Source organism: Rhizobium leguminosarum (genome assembly GCF_019798305.1).
GTDB classification, from domain to species: domain Bacteria; phylum Pseudomonadota; class Alphaproteobacteria; order Rhizobiales; family Rhizobiaceae; genus Rhizobium; species Rhizobium leguminosarum_U.
This window is the reverse complement of sequence record NZ_JAAXDD010000025.1, coordinates 48,139-65,886: the sequence shown is the minus strand read 5'-3', so window position 1 is coordinate 65,886 and position 17,748 is coordinate 48,139. Positions and strand designations below refer to the sequence as shown.

Here is a 17,748-nt window from a genome sequence, read left to right as displayed (position 1 = left end):
CCCAAGGTTCCTGCAACCACACGGGCCAGATGAAGAGCCGGTTGCGATCCTGCTCCCCACAGTCCCAAACGACTGAGAAGGTGACGATCCGACAACCAGCTTCCGGGCGGGCGGCCACCCGCCCGGAAGCGTTAGAAGGTGGCCCGAAGGGTCGGATGAGGGGCCACACGGCACGCCCTTCCCACCTATCCCGCTACGCTTTGCTGAAAAGACCGGCTTCGCCGGCCCCCTTGTATCTGCATGTTAGATTTTATGTGCGATGGAAGCGATTGAGCCTCTGGCTGGGTGGCCACCCAGCCAGAGGCGTGACGAAGTCGCCGGTTTTCCCCTCCGGTTACAACCGTGGATGAGCCAGGGATCTTCGTCATCGTCACGTACGACCGAATAGTCGCTTGGCTTCAACCGCACGCACAAGGCAGGTTACCGTGAACAGAGTTATATGTGGAGGTGGATGTTTCGAAGGACTGGCTGGATGCGTTTGTCCGCCCGTCCGGGGTTTTTGAGCGTTTCAGCAACGATGCGGCCGGCATCGGTGCGCTGGCTGCGCTCTGCCGGGAGCATGGTGTCGAACTCGTCGTCATGGAGGCGTCGGGCGGCTACGAGCGTTCGGCCTTCCTGCTGTTGTGGGAGTTGGGGATTGCCTGCGCGCTTGCCAATCCGCGCCATGTGCGCCGCTTTGCCGAGGCCATGGGCTTTCTGGAAAAGACCGACCGGATCGATGCGGCGATGATCGCCCATTATGCCGAGGCCAGGCGGCTGTCTGCCCTGCCGCCGCCGAAAGCCGCGCAGCTGCGGCTGTCGGCGCTGATGACGCGGCTGTCTCAGGTCACCAGCGATCTGACCGTCCAGAGGCAGCGCCGCAGTGCTGCCCGCGATCAGCAGAGTGTGGCAAGCCTCGACGAAGTGATCGCGCTTCTGGTGCGCCAGAGCCGCACCCTCGAAGGCGAGATTGCCTCGATGATCGACGACGATCCGCTCTGGGCCTGCCTCAACCAAGCCTTTCGCTCGATCAAGGGGGTGGCGGACCGTACCGTTGCCCGGCTGATGGCCGAATTGCCCGAAATCGGCCGAATCTCCAACAAGGCGATCGTCAAACTGGCCGGCCTGGCGCCGATTGCCAACGATAGCGGCAAACGCGGCGGACCCCGGCCGGTACGCGGCGGGCGCTCCGGACCGCGTGGCATCCTGTTCCTGGTCGCCGCCACCGCGGCCAGGTACGATCCGCATTTGGCTGCCTTCAGGCGAAGGTTGCAGAGCGCTGGCAAGCCGAAAATGGTTATCCGCATTGCGCTCGCCCGAAAACTGCTCGTCATTCTCAATGCAAAAGCACGGGATGCGCGAAGAGAATTCGAATGCGCAACTTGACAACCCAGATAGTCGCTCATCCGGCTGCCGCCACCTTCTCCCCGCTGGGGAGAAGAGGGAGTCGAGACCTTCGGCATATCCCCTTCGACCGTTTACGGTGTCCGAAGGACGGCTCGAGATCGGTGGCTCGACCCCGGTCGATGGCGGCATCCAGATGAGGGCAATATGTCGGCGATCCCCCGGGCCCAGTTTTCGGCATAATTTTGACTATCCGGTCAAACATGCTTCAAAATAAGGCGGCGATCCGTTGTTTTGAGGGCAAGCCTTGCATACAGTGCATTGCTGCATTGCGGTATTTTCGCTATTCCGAATCAAAAGAATTGGCTATTACTATCTCCGTAAGCAGCGCACTCCTCCTCCCAGCGCTCTTACATCGGACTGACAACACTCCTCCTCCCAGTTGTCAGTCAGGATCAAGAGCCCGGCGCACCTCCTCCCGCGTCGGGCTTTTTTCTTTTCCCCCAGTCTCCTCTCAAGTCTCCTCCCGTAAGTCGAAATCGATCAATTGCCGATCCGGGCTGCCTCGGTCCTGCGGTTTCCACGAGGGATTGCGCAAAACGAAGGCTTCCACCTCCCGCGGTTTGACTCGGCAAGCCTCGTCAGACTATTTGAACGGGCGCCGCCTGTCCGGTGCGTGAACCAATTGGAGTTGGTCATGATCGGCAAAAGACGCGCCCCGCGCGCGGCCCTGACAGGTCTTTTGGTGGCAATGATGGCGCTTTCCGGCTGCGGCGGCAGGCCGGTCGGTGTCATGCAGGCGGCCGGCACCGTGCCGCCCGGCACGTCGAAAGTCGATCTGCTCGTCGCCACAACACGTGCAGCCGACGACAATCCCGCCGTGCTTTTCTCCGGTGAGCGCGGCACCGGGCTCGCCGTCAATGCCGTCGATGTCTCGATCCCGCCGGAGGCCAATCGCAAGGTCGGCCAGGTGCAATGGCCAAGCCGCCTGCCGGCCGATGCGCTGCGCGATTTCGTCACCGTTTCCGTCGATCCCCTGGAAGGCGAGCGGGCCGGCGAGACCTGGCTAAAGTCGCATATGCCGAAGAGCCGCCGCGTACTGGTCTTCGTCCACGGTTTCAACAATCGTTATGAGGATGCCGTCTACCGCTTCGCGCAGATCGTCCACGATTCGCATGCCGACGTCGCGCCCGTCGTCTTTACCTGGCCGTCGCGCGGCAGCATCTTCGATTATAATTACGACAAGGAAAGCACCAACTATTCCCGCGACGCGCTGGAGGAACTGCTGACCCGCACCGCCGCCAATCCCGCCGTCAGCGACGTCACCATCATGGCCCATTCGATGGGCACGTGGCTCACCGTCGAAGCGCTGCGGCAGATGGCGATCCGCAACGGCCACGTCGCACCGAAGATCAACAATGTCATCCTTGCCTCGCCGGATCTCGATGTCGATGTCTTCGGCCGCCAGTTCGCGAGCCTCGGCAAGGACAGGCCGCACTTCACCATCTTCGTCTCGCAGGACGACCGGGCTCTGGCGCTGTCACGGCGCATCTCCGGCAATGTCGACCGGCTCGGCCAGATCGATCCCTCCGTCGAACCCTATCGCAGCAAGCTAGAGGCGGCCGGCATCACCGTGCTCGACCTCACCAAGCTCAAGGGCGGCGACCGGCTGAACCACGGCAAGTTCGCCGAAAGCCCCGAAGTGGTAAAGCTGATCGGCGACCGGCTGATTGCCGGCCAGACGATCACCGATTCCAATGTCGGCCTCGGCGAGGCCGTTGGCGCCGTGGCGATGGGCGCTGCCCAGACGGCAGGAAGTGCCGTCAGTGTTGCCGTCAGCACGCCGATTGCGATCTTCGATCCGCGCACCCGGCGCAACTACGACGCCCAGCTGAAACGTCTCGGCCAATCGATGAACAACACCGTCGGTTCGGTCGGCGACAGCGTCGGCGCCGGCCTGCCGGAAAGCCAGTAAAAATCCCACAGAGCAATTCCAGCAAAAGTGCACAAAGAAATAGAGAATTTCCGTGATTCGGAGAAAACGGAAATTCTCTAGGCATTGCATCTTGATGTGATATATCAGATTCACGACGGCACTTCTGTCTGCCGTGCGATGGGTTGATGGCATGGCGGATGAGACGAAGAAGAGGGTAGCGGTCGTCGGCGCGGGCGTGATCGGCGCCTCGATCGCTTTCGAGCTGCAGCGGCGCGGGTTTGAGGTGACGCTGATCGACAAGGGCGAACCAGGTCGCGGCACCTCTTTCGGCAACATGGCAAGTATCGCGCTCGATTTTGCCGCCGGCTCCGGCCCTTCGACCTGGAAGAAGATTCCCGGCTGGCTACTCGATCCGGAAGGCCCGGTCTGGCTGCGTCCCTCTTATGCCGCCAGGATGCTGCCCTGGTTCCTGCGCTTCCTCGCCGCCGGCCGGCCCTCGCGCCTCCGGGAGATCGAGGATGCCGGCATGAGCCTGTCCAACCGCGCGCTTGGCGATCTCAGAGCGATGCTCGAGGCGATCGGCGCGCCCGACTTGATGACCGAGGAAGGATGTCTCGCCATCTACGAGACCGAGGCGGAATTTGCCGCCGACCGCGGCCATCTCGCCATGATGCAGCGCTACGGCTTCGAATTCGAGGTCTTGAGCAACGGCGCCATCCAACATTACGAACCCAGCGTGTCACCGGCGATCGCCAAAGCCGTGCTGCTCCCCGACAACAAGTCGATCCGCGATCCTTACAAGCTGGTGGTCAAACTCGCAGACGCCGCAAAGGCTGCGGGCACCACTTTCGTCTCCGGCACTGTGCGGAATATCGAGCGCAGGGGCGACGGCACCGTCGTCGTTCTTCTTGAGGATGGCAGGCGCATCGAGGCGGGTTCGGTGGTGCTTGCCGCCGGCGTCCACACCCGCTTCCTTGCCGAAAAACTCGGCGAGCCAATCCCGCTCGAAACCGAGCGCGGCTATCACACGCAGATCATGAAGCCCGGCATCGCCATGCGCTATTCGATGATCTGGCCGCATCGCGCCTTCATGGTGACGCCGACGGCGGGCGGCATCCGTGTCGGCGGCAATGTCGAGCTCGCCGGTCTCGATGCGGCGCCCGATTTCCGCCGTCCGCGGGTGCTGGTGCGCCACGCCCAACGCGCGCTGCCCGGTCTCAAGGTCGAGGAGACGACGGAATGGATGGGTCATCGTCCGGCCCTGCCCGATACGATCCCGATCATCTCGCCCTCGTCGAAGATGCCCGGCGTCTTTTATGCGACCGGCCATGGCCATCTCGGCCTGACCTTTTCGGCAACGACAGCGCTGGTGATCGCCGATATGGTGACCGGGCTGAAACCATCCCTCGACATGACCCCGTTCCGCATAGACCGCTACTAGGAGGCCCCGATGTCCGAAACCACCAAACCCGTAGCGCTGGTCACCGGCGGCGGACGCGGCATGGGCGAGGCGATCGCCCGCGAGCTCTCGGCGCAGGGCTATCGGCTGGCGCTGATGTCGCCGTCGGAAAGCTGTGAGAAGCTGGCGGCCGAACTTAGCGGCGTCGCCTCGCGCGGCGTGGCCGAAAAGGCCGAGGATCTCAAGGCGATCTTCGACCTGACGATGAAGACCTATGGCCGCATCGACGCCGTCGTCAACCTGAGCGGCCATCCGCCGAAGGGCGACCTGCTCGATATCTCGGACGAGAACTGGACGCTCGGTTCCGACATGATGATCCTGTCGCTGGTGCGTATGGCCCGCCTGGTGACGCCGGTCATGCTGAAGCAGGGCAAGGGTGCCTTCGTCAACATCACCACTTTCGCGGCTTACGAGCCGACGCTGGTCTTCCCGATTTCCTGCACCTACCGCGCCGCTGCCGGCGCCTTCACCAAGCTCTATTCCGATCGTTATGCGGCCGACAATATCCGCATGAACTGCATTCTGCCGGGTTATATCGACAGCCTCAACCACAAGCCCGGGACCGCCGAGATGGTCCCGATGAAGCGCATCGGCCATGTGGAGGAGATCGCCAAGACCGCGGCCTTCCTGCTCTCCGACGGCGCGGGTTATATCACCGGCCAGAATATCCGCGTTGATGGCGGTGTCACCCGTCACGTCTGATCTGGAGTTTTCTTATATGAGATGGAAGCGCACGATCCAGCTGCTGGATGTCCACGCCGAAGGTGAGATCGGCCGCGTCGCGATCGGCGGCGTGCCGAAGATCCCCGGCGATACCATCGCCGCCCAGCTGCACTGGCTGAACACCGATCCGAAGGGCGACGAGCTTCGCCGCTTCCTTTGCCTGGAGCCGCGCGGCGCGCCGATCGGCTCGGTCAACCTGCTGCTGCCGGCTTGGCACCCGGAGGCCGACGCCGCCTTCATCATCCTGCAGCCCGACCAGGCGCATGCGAGTTCCGGCTCGAACTCGATCTGCGTGACGACGGCCTTGCTCGAATCCGGCATCGTCGAGATGACGGAGCCGGAAACGATAGTCACGCTCGAAACCGCCGCCGGCCTCGTCAAGGCGACGGCAACCTGCCGCGACGGGCGCTGCGAAAAGGTCAAGCTCACCATGGTGCCCGCCTTCGTGCAGGAACTCGATGTCGGGATCGACACGCCGCATTGGGGAAAGATCAAGGCCGATATCTGCTATGGCGGCATCTTCTATGCGCTGGTTGATGTCGGCCAGATCGGTCTGACGATCGAGAAGGCCAATGCCGCCGGCCTCGTCCAGGCCGGCATGATCCTCAAGGAGCTGATCAACCGCGACATCAAGGTCGTCCATCCCGAGATCCCGGCGATCTCGGGCGTCGCCTACGTCATGTTCCGCGATACCGAAGCCGACGGCACGGTGCGCACCTGCACCACCATGTGGCCGGGCCGGGCCGATCGCTCGCCCTGCGGCACCGGCAATTCCGCCAATCTCGCCACGCTTTATGCCCGCGGCAAGGCCAAGGTCGGCGACACCTTCACCTCGAAATCGATCATCGGCTCCGAATTCGAAGTCGGGCTGCAAGCGGTGACCGAGGTGGCCGGCCGCCCCGCCGTCATCCCCACCATCACCGGCCGCGGCTTCACCTTCGGCCTGACCCAGGTAGCGCTCGACCCATTTGACCCGCATCCGAACGGTTTTGCGCTGACGGATGTCTGGGGGCCATCGGCGGGAGAGATTTGAGCGTTCAGGGTGTGATGCCGGAAAGTGCGAGCGGTTTCCGGACGGTTCGCGCGAATGGCTGCCCTCTCCCTTCCTCCGATCCCGCTGAGAAGAGGGAGCCAAGCGGCGGCATCCTCCAACGCTCCTCATCCTGAGGTGCGATCCGCAGGATCGCCTCGAAGGACACGTCGCAACGCCACTCCTTGCATCCATCTGACACCAGCGCGGACGCCTCGTCCTTCGAGGCCCCTTCGGGGCACCTCAGGATGAGGCTCTCTTGAATGCCGGTGCTCCAGCGATCCTACCAAGCGTCCGAGACCGACTGACCAAAGGGTGACGCAGGAGCATCCGCGTAACAATATTCGAAACGCGGTCAGCCCCGCCTGCGTTCAGCGCCCCCGGTTCGAGTGTCCCAACCCAGCATAGCCAGCTCGGCGACGGCCTCCAGTTCGCCGCGCGTTGCTCCGTCGCGGGCCAGGATCGACATGCCGTTCTGTATGGTCTGCACGAAGCGGCCAAGCGCGTGGACGTCGGTCGAGACCGGAATTTCGCCTGCTGATATCGCCTGGTTCAGGCGCGCCTTCAGGCGGTCGAGCGTGACGGCGCGGGCGGCTCGCACGAGCCCGCCGAGTTCCGCGTGGCCCTCGCTGCCGACCGAAGAGAGCGCCACCATGCAGCCGCGGGGAATATCCGCGACACAGCCGGTCAGGGCAGCGGCCGAATCCATCAGAAACGACATCACCGCTTCACGGGCCGTGCCCGCGGAAAAGAAGCCTGCCCAGACGAGCGCCTCGTTGTTGTCGCGATAGTGGCGCAGCGCCTCGGCATAGAGCGCCTCCTTCGAACCGAATGCCGCGTAAAGGCTCGGCGATCCGATCCCCATCGCCTCGGTGAGGTCGGCGATCGAGGTCGCCTCGAAGCCCTTGATCCAGAACAGCCGGGTCGCCTGCGCCAAGGCTGCTTCCCGGTCGAACGCCCGCGGTCGCCCGCGACTGCGGGCAGGGGTTTCATCGACGTTCGACATCTCATCCGATTTCTGCATCGATCATTATATAAACCCATTGACACTCCGTCGCAACGTGCCTAGCTATTTATGTGTCGATCACTACAGAAAGAGAAGATCATGACAGAACTGGCTGGAAAGCGTGCCCTCGTCACCGGTGGCTCGCGCGGCATTGGCGCTGCCATCGCATTGGCGCTTGCCGACAAAGGCGCTGATGTCGCCATCACTTATGAGCGTTCGGCCGATCGCGCCGCCGAAGTCGTCCGGGCGATCGACGGCAAGGGCCGTAAGGCGCTTGCCATCCAGGCCGACAGCGCCGATCCGGCGGCGGTGAAGCGCTCGGTCGACGAGGCGGCCCAGGCACTTGGCGGTCTCGATATTCTCGTCAACAATGCCGCAATCGCGCTTTACGGTGCGATCGCCGACGTCAGCGTCGAGCAGATCGATGCGCTGCTTGATGTCAATGTACGATCGCCCTTGCTCGCTTCGCAGGCCGCCATTCCCTATCTGCAGGCGGGAGGCCGCGTCATCACCATCGGCTCGGTCGGCGCCGAACGCATCGTCGGTGACACCGGCACGGTTTATTTCATGACAAAATCCGCGCTCCACTCGTTTACCCGCGGCCTCGCGCGGGAACTCGGATCTCGCGATATCACCGTAAACCTGGTCCAGCCGGGTTCGACCGACACCGATATGAATCCCGCCGATGGCGACTTCGCCGACTTCCAGCGTGCCTTGATCCCACTTGGCCGGTATGGCGAGCCGGAAGATGTGGCGGCTGCTGTGGCTTTTCTCGCGAGCCCTGCTGCAAGGCACATCACCGGAACCATCCTCACAGTGGATGGCGGCTTGAACACCTGAATTGGAAGATACTGCTTCCGGCCATCAAAAGAGAGGGGACCCAGATGTCGGCCCCCCCGTTCTCATCGATGCGCTAGCCGGACGGGCTGACGGCCAGGATCGTGTCGGAGAGCCTGCGGCCGGGCGCAGGGGTCGCGTGCAATGCGCGCTCCGCGTAGCTGTGCAGCAGCGCGGGATCGTCGATCACATGTGCCGGGACTGCGTAGTAGCGGCGAACCGTCACCTCCCGGCCGGCAGCGCGGTAGCTAAACGGTTCGGAGCCATCTGCCTCGAACTCCCCGCGCATCGCTTCGTCGACGCGAAAATACAAAGTGCCCTTCATGACGAACCCGAACTGCGCGCCGTTTCGGACCAGGGCGGATCCGCCGAAGAAGCGCCTGATATCGATGCAGCCGGCTGGGGCGATCTGGCTCGCAAAGTCGAGCGCCAGCCTGCGTGTCGCCTCGCTACTCATGGTGCTGCTCCGCCAGAGGATCGAAGAAGCCGGTGATCGCGCCGAGCCGGCCATCGGAAATCACCCCGAAGCTCGTGCCGGTCTGCAAGACCCTCTCGTCTTCCTGGCGCAGTGCCCAGCGCGCCAGAGAACGGTCATTATGGTGGAGAACGCTCAATATCTTAAACCGACCTCCCGGCATGCTCTCCTTGAAGGCGGCCATGTAAGCCGAGAGACCGGCTCGCCCCGCGATCGTTCCATTCGGGTCGCAATAGGTCACATCGTCCGCGAGGCAAGCCAGCATTTCCGGCTCGCGAGCGGAAGCATCCAGCGACCAGATGGCTGCATATCGATTCCAGAGGGCCTCAGGTGTCATGACATCGTCTCCAATTGATTGAATTCGTCTTCTATCGCCTGCCGCAGGCCGGCCTTGTCGTCACCGCCGCGAATGAGCACGAGAAGGCCCTGATAGAAGGCCAGAAGGCGGGTGGCTGTCCTGTCCGCCTTGGTTCCATCAGCGTCACCAGCGAAGGTCGGCGCCTCGGTCAGCCTTGAGCGGAATGTGGTGCGAAGGAGGCCGAGCGCTGCCTCGACACGAGGATGCGGGCCGGCACCGCCGCCGAATTCAACCGCCATATTAGTGATCAGGCAGCCAAGGGAGCCATTGTCGGGCTCATGCAGGAGCGAGACGAACAATTCGCGGAGGCCTTGCAGCCCGCTTCCCGGCGGCGCAAACCGCTCGATGCGTCCCTCCAGCACCGTCCGGTGGTAATGTCCGAACGCCGCGTCGAAGAGGCCGGCCTTGTCGCCGAAGGCGTGATAGATGCTTCCGCCCTTGAGCCCCGTCGCCTCTTCGAGGTCCCGGATCGAGGCACCTTGATAGCCGCGCTTGCGAAAGATGTGCATCGCCCCCTTTAGCACCGCTTCCTCATCGAATTCCCGCGTCCGGCCCATCGTCACCTCGATTCTGTATCGATTGTTCTAGAATGAACGATTAAGAATACAAACGCAATGACCATCCATGAACTTTCCGAGAAAATTCTCGCCGGATCGACCTCGTCGCGCCAACCATGTCAGCAACCGCCGCTTTTGGGACAGATCACGCGATTGCGGACCGCGACCTCGGACCGGCTCGGAATCTCGCCAGGTAGGGCATCCCAGGGCCGATCAACCCGCCAGCATGGTATCCGCCAGGCTGTAGCAGTGGCTTGCCTGATAGGCGTTCCGACCTCGGTTCATGTGCGTCACATTGAAAGTCCGAATGGCGCGCAAGATGCGGCGCTCCGCGAGGAATTTGCGGATCGAGGCGGAGCCCCGCACAGTGATGCCGAAAATGTCCTCGCCGCGCGGAAAAAAATAACCGACGTCTTCGGGCGTCGTGACGCAGCCCTCGAGAAAAGCCTCGTCCACATCGCCCTGCGCGGGTGAATGGTCCGCGGTGAAATGCGAAAGATGCACCAGGAATCGTGCACGCAGGCACTCGCCGTCGGCGTAGAGCGTGAAAAGCTCCATCCAGCTCGCATTGACGCGGACGAGCGGCTTGTCGGACGTCGAGGGCAGGCACGAAACCGACCAGTAGTGACGCTCGGTCTTGCGCGGGATCGGGATGCAGGTTTGCCCGTATACCCTGAGAATTTCCAGAACGTCTTGCGCCTGCGGGCGACGAAGCAGCTTCTCGTACCGAGCGACGTACTTGAACCGCTGTTCCAGGGACTCCAAGCGCTCTTCGGCGTCGATCAAGTCCGCCTCGCCTTCTATCCAATCGCGCTGCTGCTCAGGATCCAGAAACTTGCGCAGACCGGTGGTGCTGCGACGAGGAGTTGAGTTCATGTCAGGTGCCATGTGAGATCCGTGTTCTCATCGTTTCACGGGCCTGATCCGGCACGTGCCCATGCAGCCGCTCGATGTCCGCTCCTGGTGGTGAGGCGTCGTTCGTAGCACTTGGCTTAACGAGCGGTTTGGCGGCCCGGCGGACAATGCGCCAACGCACCGGCCGCACCATAACATCTATCGAACGAGTGGCGAAAGGCGCCTGGGCGTCCGCCTCATTGGGATAGATCACGCCCTGGCGCAGGATGAAATTGGCATAGAGCCTAAGTTCGCCGGTCTGGATCACCGCATGGGCGGTCTTCACCCGGTGGAAATCCTGGCCGACGAGCGGCAAGGCCCCAGGGTTCTTCGGCGCCGATCCTGAATGGGTTTTGCCAACCGGTCGTATTAAAATTCCGCCGCTCGCAGCAGCTCGTTCAGGCGGGTGGCCCATTCCCTGTTGCCATCCCTGAACGGACCAAGCCCATCGCAGGCGGATTCGGAAAGGTCGCTGGCAGCCGCAGCAAAGCGGCGGGCCTGTTCACGATGTCCCGCGGCCATATGGCAGCACGCCTGAATGCGCAGAAGCGCCGGCCAGTCAGGCCGCGCCTTTAGCGCCGTGCGTCCCGTTTCGAGTGCGCCCTCGACGTCGCCCGAAAAGAACAGTGCAAGCATCAGGAGGCTGAACCAAACCCCATTCTGAGGGTCATGGGGGTTGAGTTCGAGGCCGCGAGCCAGGGGTTGCCGCGCGCCGGCCGCATCCCCCGAAAAGAGACGGGCCATGCCGAAGACGAGATACCCCAAGGCGAAACTCGAACCGAGTTCGATGGACCGTTCCGCTGCGAGGATCGCCTGGTCAGCCCTGCCTGTGTAGGCCGACACAATCGCCAGCGCATAGTGCGAGTACGGGTTCCGCGCATCGAGATAGATCGCTCGAAGGGCCGCGTCCAATCCTTCCTTCCCGTCCGCGGCGGGGTTATCAGTCCAGCCGTAGCCAATGAGGCCAGCATTGACCCGCGCCCGCCAGATCTGCGCCTCTGGAAGCATGGGATCGAGCTCCGCAGCCTCGCGGAAGAATCGCCGTGCGACAAGGTGGGTGGGCTGCGTGACCTTGTGGAAATTGAATGTGCCTTGCCTTACGAGGTTCCAGGCAGTGATGTTGCCGGTGTGCGGAGCCATCGGAAGCCCATGGCGTAACAGCAACTCGGGCTCGACCGCCGCTGCGATCCGCTCGGCGATGGCGTCTTGCACTGCAAATACCTCGGCCACCTGAAGGTCGTAATGTTCGGACCAGACGGTGGCGCCTTTCACTGCGTCGGCGAGGTGCACCGATATCCGGATCTGATCGCGGGTATACCGGATAGCTCCATCCACCAGAAAATTGACGCCGAGTTCGCGCGCGATAGATTGCGGATCCCTCGAGCCATCCTTCCTTGTGAAACTCGCCCCGCGTGAGGCGATGCGGAACCATCTGAACCGAACGAGCGCCATGATCAGGTCGTCGGTGATACCGTCGGCCAGATACTGTCTTTCAGCATCACCGCCGAGATTTTCGAATGGCAGTACCGCAATCGCCGGCATCGAACTGGTCTGCGCGTGCCATTCGCTTTCGGCTGCGTCGGTCCGGCTCTCCACCGGACCGGAAAATCTGTACCCGACCCGCGGGACCGTGACGATCCATTCGCTGCCGTCTGATGCAGGGCCGAGCAGCTTGCGAAGGGCAGCAATCTGAACGGAAAGATTGCTTTCCTCGACGGCCAATCCCGGCCAAACGGCATCCATCAGGGCCGATTTGGAGACGACACCCCCCTGTGCCGAAAGCAGAACGGCAAGCAGCGAAGCACCTCGGGCGCCGATGGCGACAGGCCTATTGTCGCGAAACAGGCATCCGTTCTCGGCAATGAACTCGAAGTGACCGAAGGTAAGGTGCTGGGTGTTCATGGCCGGGAATGATACCCCGATTTCGCATCTTTTCGGATTTTTTCGGCCCCGCTTCAGGACTTGCGCCGGCTGAGCGCGTAGATTCTGCTCCAGTGCAGCGGTTGAAGTGGTGAGAGCGATGACGAACGAAGCAAAGCAACCGAAAAATCCGCCGAAAAATCCGCATGTATTAACCGCGAAAGTCGTACGCGGGAGCGGCAGCCATGTCGCCGAGCAGGGGTCTGTCTATCGCTCGGGCGTCTCGGCACAAAGCGTCGGATCAACCATGCTGTGGCTCGGGGCGATTTCGCTACCCCCAGGCAGGCGAACCAAGGCCCATCGCCATGAGGGACACGAGACGGCTCTTCTCATGACCGCAGGCCAAGAGATCGAGATCTGGTCGGGGCCGGAGCTCGATCAGTGCGAAATGGTCCACGCCGGTGACTATCTGTTCATTCCGGCCGGCGTTCCCCACGTGGCCGTCAATCGCACCACCGAAAACGCCGAGTTCCTCGGTGCCCGCAATGACCCCGCCGCCAACGAGAGCGTGGTTCTGATGCCGGAGCTCGACAACATCGTACCCTAATCACGCCGGGAGGTGCACCATGGCCATCATCGAACAACGCCTGGCCGAAATGGGTCTGGAATTGCCCGAGCCTTTGAAAGTTCGCGAGGGGCTTCATATGCCCTTCGCCTGGGTTCGGGTGCGCGGCACTCGCGCTTACATTTCGGGTCACGTCGCGTGCAACCGCGATGGGACACTGGCAGGCCCGCTTGGCAAGGTCGGAGCGGAAGTTTCGCCAGAGCAGGGTTACGCGTCAGCCCGGCTCGTTGCCCTGGCCCATCTCGCCAGTCTCAAACGTGCTGTCGGAGATCTTGATCGGGTCACGGCTTGGCTGCGCGTCTTCGCCATGGTGAATGTTGCGCCGGGTTTCAATGAGACGCCGCTGGTCACAAACGGCTATTCCGATCTGATACTGGAGCTGTACGGGCCCAACGTTGGCGCCCACGCCCGCTCGTCCATCGGCATGGCCATCCCTTTAAATGCGCCCGTAAACTGTGAAGCGGAAGTCGAAATTGACGGGTGACCGCTAGTAGACGAACGGATCCACCCCCGCCGCCGCATGGGTCCCCGGCTCTTTCGGATAGATCACGCCCTTGCGCAGGATGATGTTGGCATAGAGCCTGGGCTCGCCGGTCTGGATCACCGCATGGGCGGTCTTCACCCTTCCGTAGAAATCCTGGCCGATCAGCGGCACCACCTGCCGGTGCGGCTCGTGGCGGGCGCAGCAGTCGATCATCTCCTCGTGCACGGGGTCGAGCTTGTCGCGCTCGGCCTTGACGGTCGAGCGGAAGATCGCATCAGTCACGAAATCGTCGATCGGCAGCACGCTGAGCACGGCGTTAAGAACCGGGATGAGGTGGTGGCCGTCGAGCCGGATCAGCCGGCGGGCATGTTCGACGCCGGGATAATTGCCGTCGACGATGGCGATCTCGTCACCGTGGCCCATGGCGCGAAGCGTAAAAAGCAGCTCCGGGCTCAACAGCGGATCAAGTCCTTTCAGCATGGTCTACCTCCTTGAAGAGTACGTTCTGGTCGGTGAGGTAACGCGCAAAGATCGGCAGGCTGGCGCCGCCGATGGCGCGCGCCTGCGCGCCGACCGCGCCCTCGATGATTTCGGGCATGACGACGCCCTGCAGGTCGAGTTTGGCAGCTTCATCAATGGTGGCCTGCACCACGCGGCTGCGCACCCAATCGGGAAAGCCGCCATCGATGACGGCCGCACTGAAATCAACGATCGAGGCGGCGGCGACGATCGCCTGCGCCAGCGCCTTGGCGCTATCCTGGATCCAGGCTTCCATCGGCTCGCCGAAATCCACCCAGTCGTCGGCGGAATACCAGAGCGGCTCGGGATCGATGCCGCGCTCGCGCAGCATGTTTTCGAGCACGAAGATCGAGGCGATTTCGAGCAACTGCTTCGTCTCGCCGTTCTTGCCGCGCACCGGCAGCGGCCCGATCGCGCCCGCCGTTCCGGTGCGGCCGGAAAAGATCGCCGAATTGAGCACGATGCCGCCGCCGATGAAGGAGCCGATGAAGAAATAGACGAAATCCGGGTAGGACGGCCCGACGCCGAAGACGAGTTCGGCGCCGCAGGCGCTGGTCGCATCGTTCTGCAGGAAGACCGGATGCGAGACGCGGGCGGCGATGTCGGCCTGCAGGTCGACGTCGCGCCAGACCTCCATGGCGCCGGCCGGCGCGCCCACCTCTTCGGCCCAGTTCCAGAGCTCGAAAGGGGCGGCGATGCCGAGGCCGGCGATGCGGCCGCGCTGCTTGTCGTCGAGCCGGTCCTCAAGCTCCCCGATGCCCGAGGTGACGAAGGCGAGAATTTCATCCGGCAGCGGATAGGCATAGGTCCGGTGCAGCTGCATGCGGATGCGGCCGACGAAATCCATCAGCACCAGATCGGCGCTGCGCCGGCCTATCTTCAGGCCGAAGGAATAGACGGCATCGGGATTGATATGCATCGGGATCGACGGCTGGCCGACACGGCCGCGCACCGGCTCCCCGCGCGACAGCAGCCCTTCCTTCTCCAGCACCCGCATGATCACGGAGACGGTCTGCGCCGACAGCCCGCTGCGGCGTGCGATATCGGCCTTCGACAGTGCGCCGTAGAGACGCACCAGCGACAGCACGAGCCGTTCGTTATAGGCTCGCACCCTGACCTGGTTCGCACCTCCGGCCGGATTCAGAATTGGTGGCGGGACCGGCGTGTGTTCCGGTCCATCCAAGGACGACATGGCCGCTCCTCCCGATTGTTGGCCTATGCCCTAATTCGATGGAGCATGCCACATCGAATTAATAATTCAATTGGATTTATTTATTGACAAGCTGATTTCTTTTCGCTCTTAATTGCCGTCGTCAAGGGCACGGGACCGCTGGGAGGCATTAGCGATCCACGGCGAAGTGTCATATCTTAAGCTTCCGGCCCCGCAGGGGCGGCGCCGGCAAACTCTGGGAGGAGTTCCATGAAGAAGTCTGTTCTCGCTTTCGGCGCGCTCGCGCTTGGTGTCACCTTTTCCGCTCCTGTCATGGCGGCTGACGTTGCCGCCTGCCTGATCACCAAGACCGACACCAACCCCTTCTTCGTCAAGATGAAGGAAGGTGCGACAGCCAAGGCCAAGGAACTCGGCGTCTCGCTGAAGTCCTATGCCGGCAAGGTCGACGGTGACAGCGAAAGCCAGGTGGCCGCGATCGAAAGCTGCATTGCCGACGGCGCAAAGGGCATCCTGATTGCTGCTTCCGACACCAAGGGCATCGTGTCTTCAGTCAAGAAGGCCCGTGATGCCGGCCTGCTGGTCATCGCTCTCGACACGCCGCTCGAGCCGGCCGATGCCGCCGACGCCACCTTCGCCACCGACAACCTGCTTGCCGGCAAGCTGATCGGCCAGTGGGCCAAGGAAACGATGGGCGACAAGGCCAAGGATGCCAAGGTCGGCTTCCTCGACCTGACCCCGTCGCAGCCGACGGTCGACGTTCTGCGCGACCAGGGCTTCATGATGGGCTTCGGCATCGATCCGAAGGACCCGAACAAGATCGGCGACGAGGACGATGCTCGTGTCGTCGGTCATGACGTGACCAACGGCAATGAAGAAGGCGGCCGCAAGGCCATGGAAAACCTTCTGCAGAAGGATCCGAGCATCAACGTCATCCACACGATCAACGAGCCGGCCGCTGTCGGCGCCTATCAGGCGCTGAAGGCCGTCGGCATGGAAAAGAACGTGCTGATCGTCTCGGTCGACGGCGGTTGCCCGGGCGTGAAGTCGGTCAAGGAAGGCGTCATCGGCGCCACCTCGCAGCAATATCCGCTGATGATGGCAGCCCTTGGCGTCGAAGCGATCAAGAAGTTCGCCGACAATGGTGAAAAGCCGAAGCCGACCGAAGGCAAGTCCTTCTACGACACCGGCGTCTCGCTCGTCACCGACAAGCCGGTTTCCGGCGTCAAGTCGATCGACACCAAGGAAGGCACGGACAAGTGCTGGGGTTGAGCCCTGATTGTTGAAAGCAGACCGGCCGGGGCTTGATCCCCGGCCGTTTTCGACGGACGATGTGCCGTCGCCTCACGAACCGGCTAATCAAAGACCGGATGGATATCGGTGACGGCCCCCGCGCGAGTTCGGCGCGCGGATGCGGAGGAGGAACCATGACCGGAACACAGGAATTCGAACGTGTCCTCGACGGCAGCGACAAGAGCGTTGCCTCCTTCGAGCACGAGAATGTCTCGCTGATCAAGCGCGCGCAGCATTTTCTCCACTCGACGCCGGCCGCCGTGCCGCTGATCGTGCTGGTGCTGGCGATCATCATTTTCGGGATCACCATCGGCGGACGGTTCTTCTCGTCCTATACGCTGACGCTGATCCTGCAGCAGATCGCCATTGTCGGTATTCTCGGCGCCGCCCAGACGTTGGTCATCCTGACCGCCGGCATCGATCTTTCGATCGGCGTCATCATGGTGATCTCGGCGGTGATCATGGGCAATGTCGCCATCACCTACGGCATACCGACGCCGATCGCGGTCGCGGCCGGCATGCTTGTCGGCGGCCTTTGCGGATTGCTGAACGGCTTCCTCGTCGCCTACATGAAACTGCCGCCCTTCATCGTCACGCTCGGCACCTGGAACATCGTCATGGCGACGAATTTCATCTATTCCGCCAATGAGACGATCCGCGACACCGACGTCGACGAAAAGGCGCCGCTGCTGCATCTTTTCGCCGTGAGCTTCAAGCTCGGCAGCGCCGTGCTGACCGTCGGCGTCATCGCCATGGTGCTGCTCGTCCTGGTGCTCTGGTATGTCCTCAATCACACCGCCTGGGGCCGGCATGTCTATGCCGTCGGCGACGATCCGGAGGCAGCCAAGCTCTCCGGCATTCAGACCAAGAAGGTGCTGCTGACTGTTTACGCCATCTCGGGTGTCATTGCCGGCTTGGCCGCCTGGGTCTCGATCGGCCGCAACGGCTCGATCTCGCCGTCCTCGGCCGTCACCGATTTTAACCTCCAGGCGATCACTGCGACTGTGATCGGCGGCATCTCGCTGTTCGGCGGCCGCGGCTCCATTCTCGGCACGCTCTTCGGTGCCATGATCGTCGGCGTCGTCTCGATGGGTCTCAACATGCTCGGCGCCGACCCGCAATGGAAAGTCCTTTTGACAGGCGTGCTGATCATTGCCGCCGTCGCCATCGATCAGTGGATCAGAAAGGTTTCGGTGTAATC

Annotated in this window: 17 protein-coding genes and 2 pseudogenes; 10 read left to right on the top strand and 9 right to left on the bottom strand. The window is 62.6% G+C overall.

Annotated elements, in window-relative coordinates:
• The first annotated feature begins 425 nt into the window (after positions 1–425).
• The 5 genes and pseudogenes from HFO99_RS31280 (at position 426) to HFO99_RS31260 (ending at position 6,474) form a co-directional block, all read left to right on the top strand.
• Positions 426–1,365 (top strand): annotated as a pseudogene (locus HFO99_RS31280) (IS110 family transposase).
• Positions 1,366–2,020: 655 nt separating this feature from the next.
• Positions 2,021–3,298 (top strand): alpha/beta hydrolase, encoded by a 1,278-nt coding sequence (locus HFO99_RS31275; protein WP_222365560.1) that lies wholly within the window; start codon positions 2,021–2,023, stop codon positions 3,296–3,298.
• A 151-nt stretch (positions 3,299–3,449) separates the two neighbouring features.
• The gene (locus HFO99_RS31270; protein ID WP_222365559.1) at positions 3,450–4,700 is read left to right on the top strand and encodes an NAD(P)/FAD-dependent oxidoreductase; all 1,251 of its coding nucleotides are present in this window, start codon (positions 3,450–3,452) and stop codon (positions 4,698–4,700) included.
• 9 nt (positions 4,701–4,709) lie between these two features.
• Complete coding sequence (locus tag HFO99_RS31265) at positions 4,710–5,420, top strand: SDR family oxidoreductase (RefSeq protein ID WP_222365558.1); 711 nt, start codon at positions 4,710–4,712, stop codon at positions 5,418–5,420.
• Between the two features lie 16 nt (positions 5,421–5,436).
• Positions 5,437–6,474, top strand: a complete 1,038-nt coding sequence (locus HFO99_RS31260; protein WP_222365557.1) for a 4-hydroxyproline epimerase — start codon at positions 5,437–5,439, stop codon at positions 6,472–6,474.
• A 352-nt stretch (positions 6,475–6,826) separates the two neighbouring features.
• Here HFO99_RS31260 and HFO99_RS31255 read toward each other — a convergent pair whose 3' ends face one another.
• On the bottom strand, positions 6,827–7,495 hold the full coding sequence (locus tag HFO99_RS31255; RefSeq protein WP_222365556.1) for a TetR/AcrR family transcriptional regulator: 669 nt from the start codon (positions 7,493–7,495) through the stop codon (positions 6,827–6,829).
• 81 nt (positions 7,496–7,576) lie between these two features.
• Between HFO99_RS31255 and HFO99_RS31250 the strand changes: the two genes are divergently transcribed.
• Entirely contained in the window at positions 7,577–8,317 is a 741-nt protein-coding gene (locus HFO99_RS31250; protein WP_222365555.1) for an SDR family NAD(P)-dependent oxidoreductase, read from the top strand.
• Between the two features lie 73 nt (positions 8,318–8,390).
• Here HFO99_RS31250 and HFO99_RS31245 read toward each other — a convergent pair whose 3' ends face one another.
• From HFO99_RS31245 to HFO99_RS31220, 6 genes and pseudogenes are all read right to left on the bottom strand, one after another.
• Positions 8,391–8,771: a TfoX/Sxy family protein gene (locus tag HFO99_RS31245; RefSeq protein WP_222365554.1), complete on the bottom strand. Its 381-nt coding sequence runs from the start codon at positions 8,769–8,771 to the stop codon at positions 8,391–8,393.
• Positions 8,764–9,126 carry a nuclear transport factor 2 family protein gene (locus HFO99_RS31240; RefSeq protein WP_222365553.1) on the bottom strand — a complete coding sequence of 121 codons (363 nt, stop codon included), beginning with the start codon at positions 9,124–9,126 and terminating at the stop codon, positions 8,764–8,766. Before HFO99_RS31240 ends, HFO99_RS31245 begins: the two co-directional genes overlap by 8 nt.
• The gene (locus tag HFO99_RS31235; RefSeq protein ID WP_222365545.1) at positions 9,123–9,704 is read right to left on the bottom strand and encodes a TetR/AcrR family transcriptional regulator; all 582 of its coding nucleotides are present in this window, start codon (positions 9,702–9,704) and stop codon (positions 9,123–9,125) included. The genes HFO99_RS31240 and HFO99_RS31235 overlap by 4 nt, the downstream gene beginning before the upstream one ends.
• A gap of 213 nt (positions 9,705–9,917) precedes the next feature.
• Positions 9,918–10,592: a hypothetical protein gene (locus HFO99_RS31230; RefSeq protein ID WP_222365541.1), complete on the bottom strand. Its 675-nt coding sequence runs from the start codon at positions 10,590–10,592 to the stop codon at positions 9,918–9,920.
• A 202-nt stretch (positions 10,593–10,794) separates the two neighbouring features.
• Positions 10,795–10,914: pseudogene (locus HFO99_RS33720) on the bottom strand (RbsD/FucU domain-containing protein); the annotation flags it as partial.
• A gap of 53 nt (positions 10,915–10,967) precedes the next feature.
• Positions 10,968–12,500 carry a winged helix-turn-helix domain-containing protein gene (locus HFO99_RS31220; RefSeq protein WP_222365537.1) on the bottom strand — a complete coding sequence of 511 codons (1,533 nt, stop codon included), beginning with the start codon at positions 12,498–12,500 and terminating at the stop codon, positions 10,968–10,970.
• 118 nt (positions 12,501–12,618) lie between these two features.
• Here HFO99_RS31220 and HFO99_RS31215 point away from each other — a divergent pair, with 118 nt between their 5' ends.
• Positions 12,619–13,065 carry a cupin domain-containing protein gene (locus tag HFO99_RS31215; protein ID WP_222365535.1) on the top strand — a complete coding sequence of 149 codons (447 nt, stop codon included), beginning with the start codon at positions 12,619–12,621 and terminating at the stop codon, positions 13,063–13,065.
• A 19-nt stretch (positions 13,066–13,084) separates the two neighbouring features.
• Complete coding sequence (locus HFO99_RS31210) at positions 13,085–13,567, top strand: RidA family protein (protein WP_222365534.1); 483 nt, start codon at positions 13,085–13,087, stop codon at positions 13,565–13,567.
• A gap of 3 nt (positions 13,568–13,570) precedes the next feature.
• Here HFO99_RS31210 and HFO99_RS31205 read toward each other — a convergent pair whose 3' ends face one another.
• Together HFO99_RS31205 and HFO99_RS31200 are read right to left on the bottom strand one after the other, a co-directional pair.
• The gene (locus HFO99_RS31205) at positions 13,571–14,047 is read right to left on the bottom strand and encodes an RbsD/FucU family protein (RefSeq protein WP_027681929.1); all 477 of its coding nucleotides are present in this window, start codon (positions 14,045–14,047) and stop codon (positions 13,571–13,573) included.
• Positions 14,031–15,278 (bottom strand): ROK family transcriptional regulator, encoded by a 1,248-nt coding sequence (locus tag HFO99_RS31200; protein WP_064245162.1) that lies wholly within the window; start codon positions 15,276–15,278, stop codon positions 14,031–14,033. The genes HFO99_RS31205 and HFO99_RS31200 overlap by 17 nt, the downstream gene beginning before the upstream one ends.
• A gap of 228 nt (positions 15,279–15,506) precedes the next feature.
• Between HFO99_RS31200 and HFO99_RS31195 the strand changes: the two genes are divergently transcribed.
• Together HFO99_RS31195 and HFO99_RS31190 are read left to right on the top strand one after the other, a co-directional pair.
• Positions 15,507–16,526, top strand: coding sequence for a sugar ABC transporter substrate-binding protein (locus HFO99_RS31195; RefSeq protein WP_020048287.1), 1,020 nt, complete (start codon positions 15,507–15,509; stop codon positions 16,524–16,526).
• A 155-nt stretch (positions 16,527–16,681) separates the two neighbouring features.
• Positions 16,682–17,746 carry an ABC transporter permease gene (locus HFO99_RS31190; protein WP_222365533.1) on the top strand — a complete coding sequence of 355 codons (1,065 nt, stop codon included), beginning with the start codon at positions 16,682–16,684 and terminating at the stop codon, positions 17,744–17,746.
• Positions 17,747–17,748: the final 2 nt, after the last annotated feature.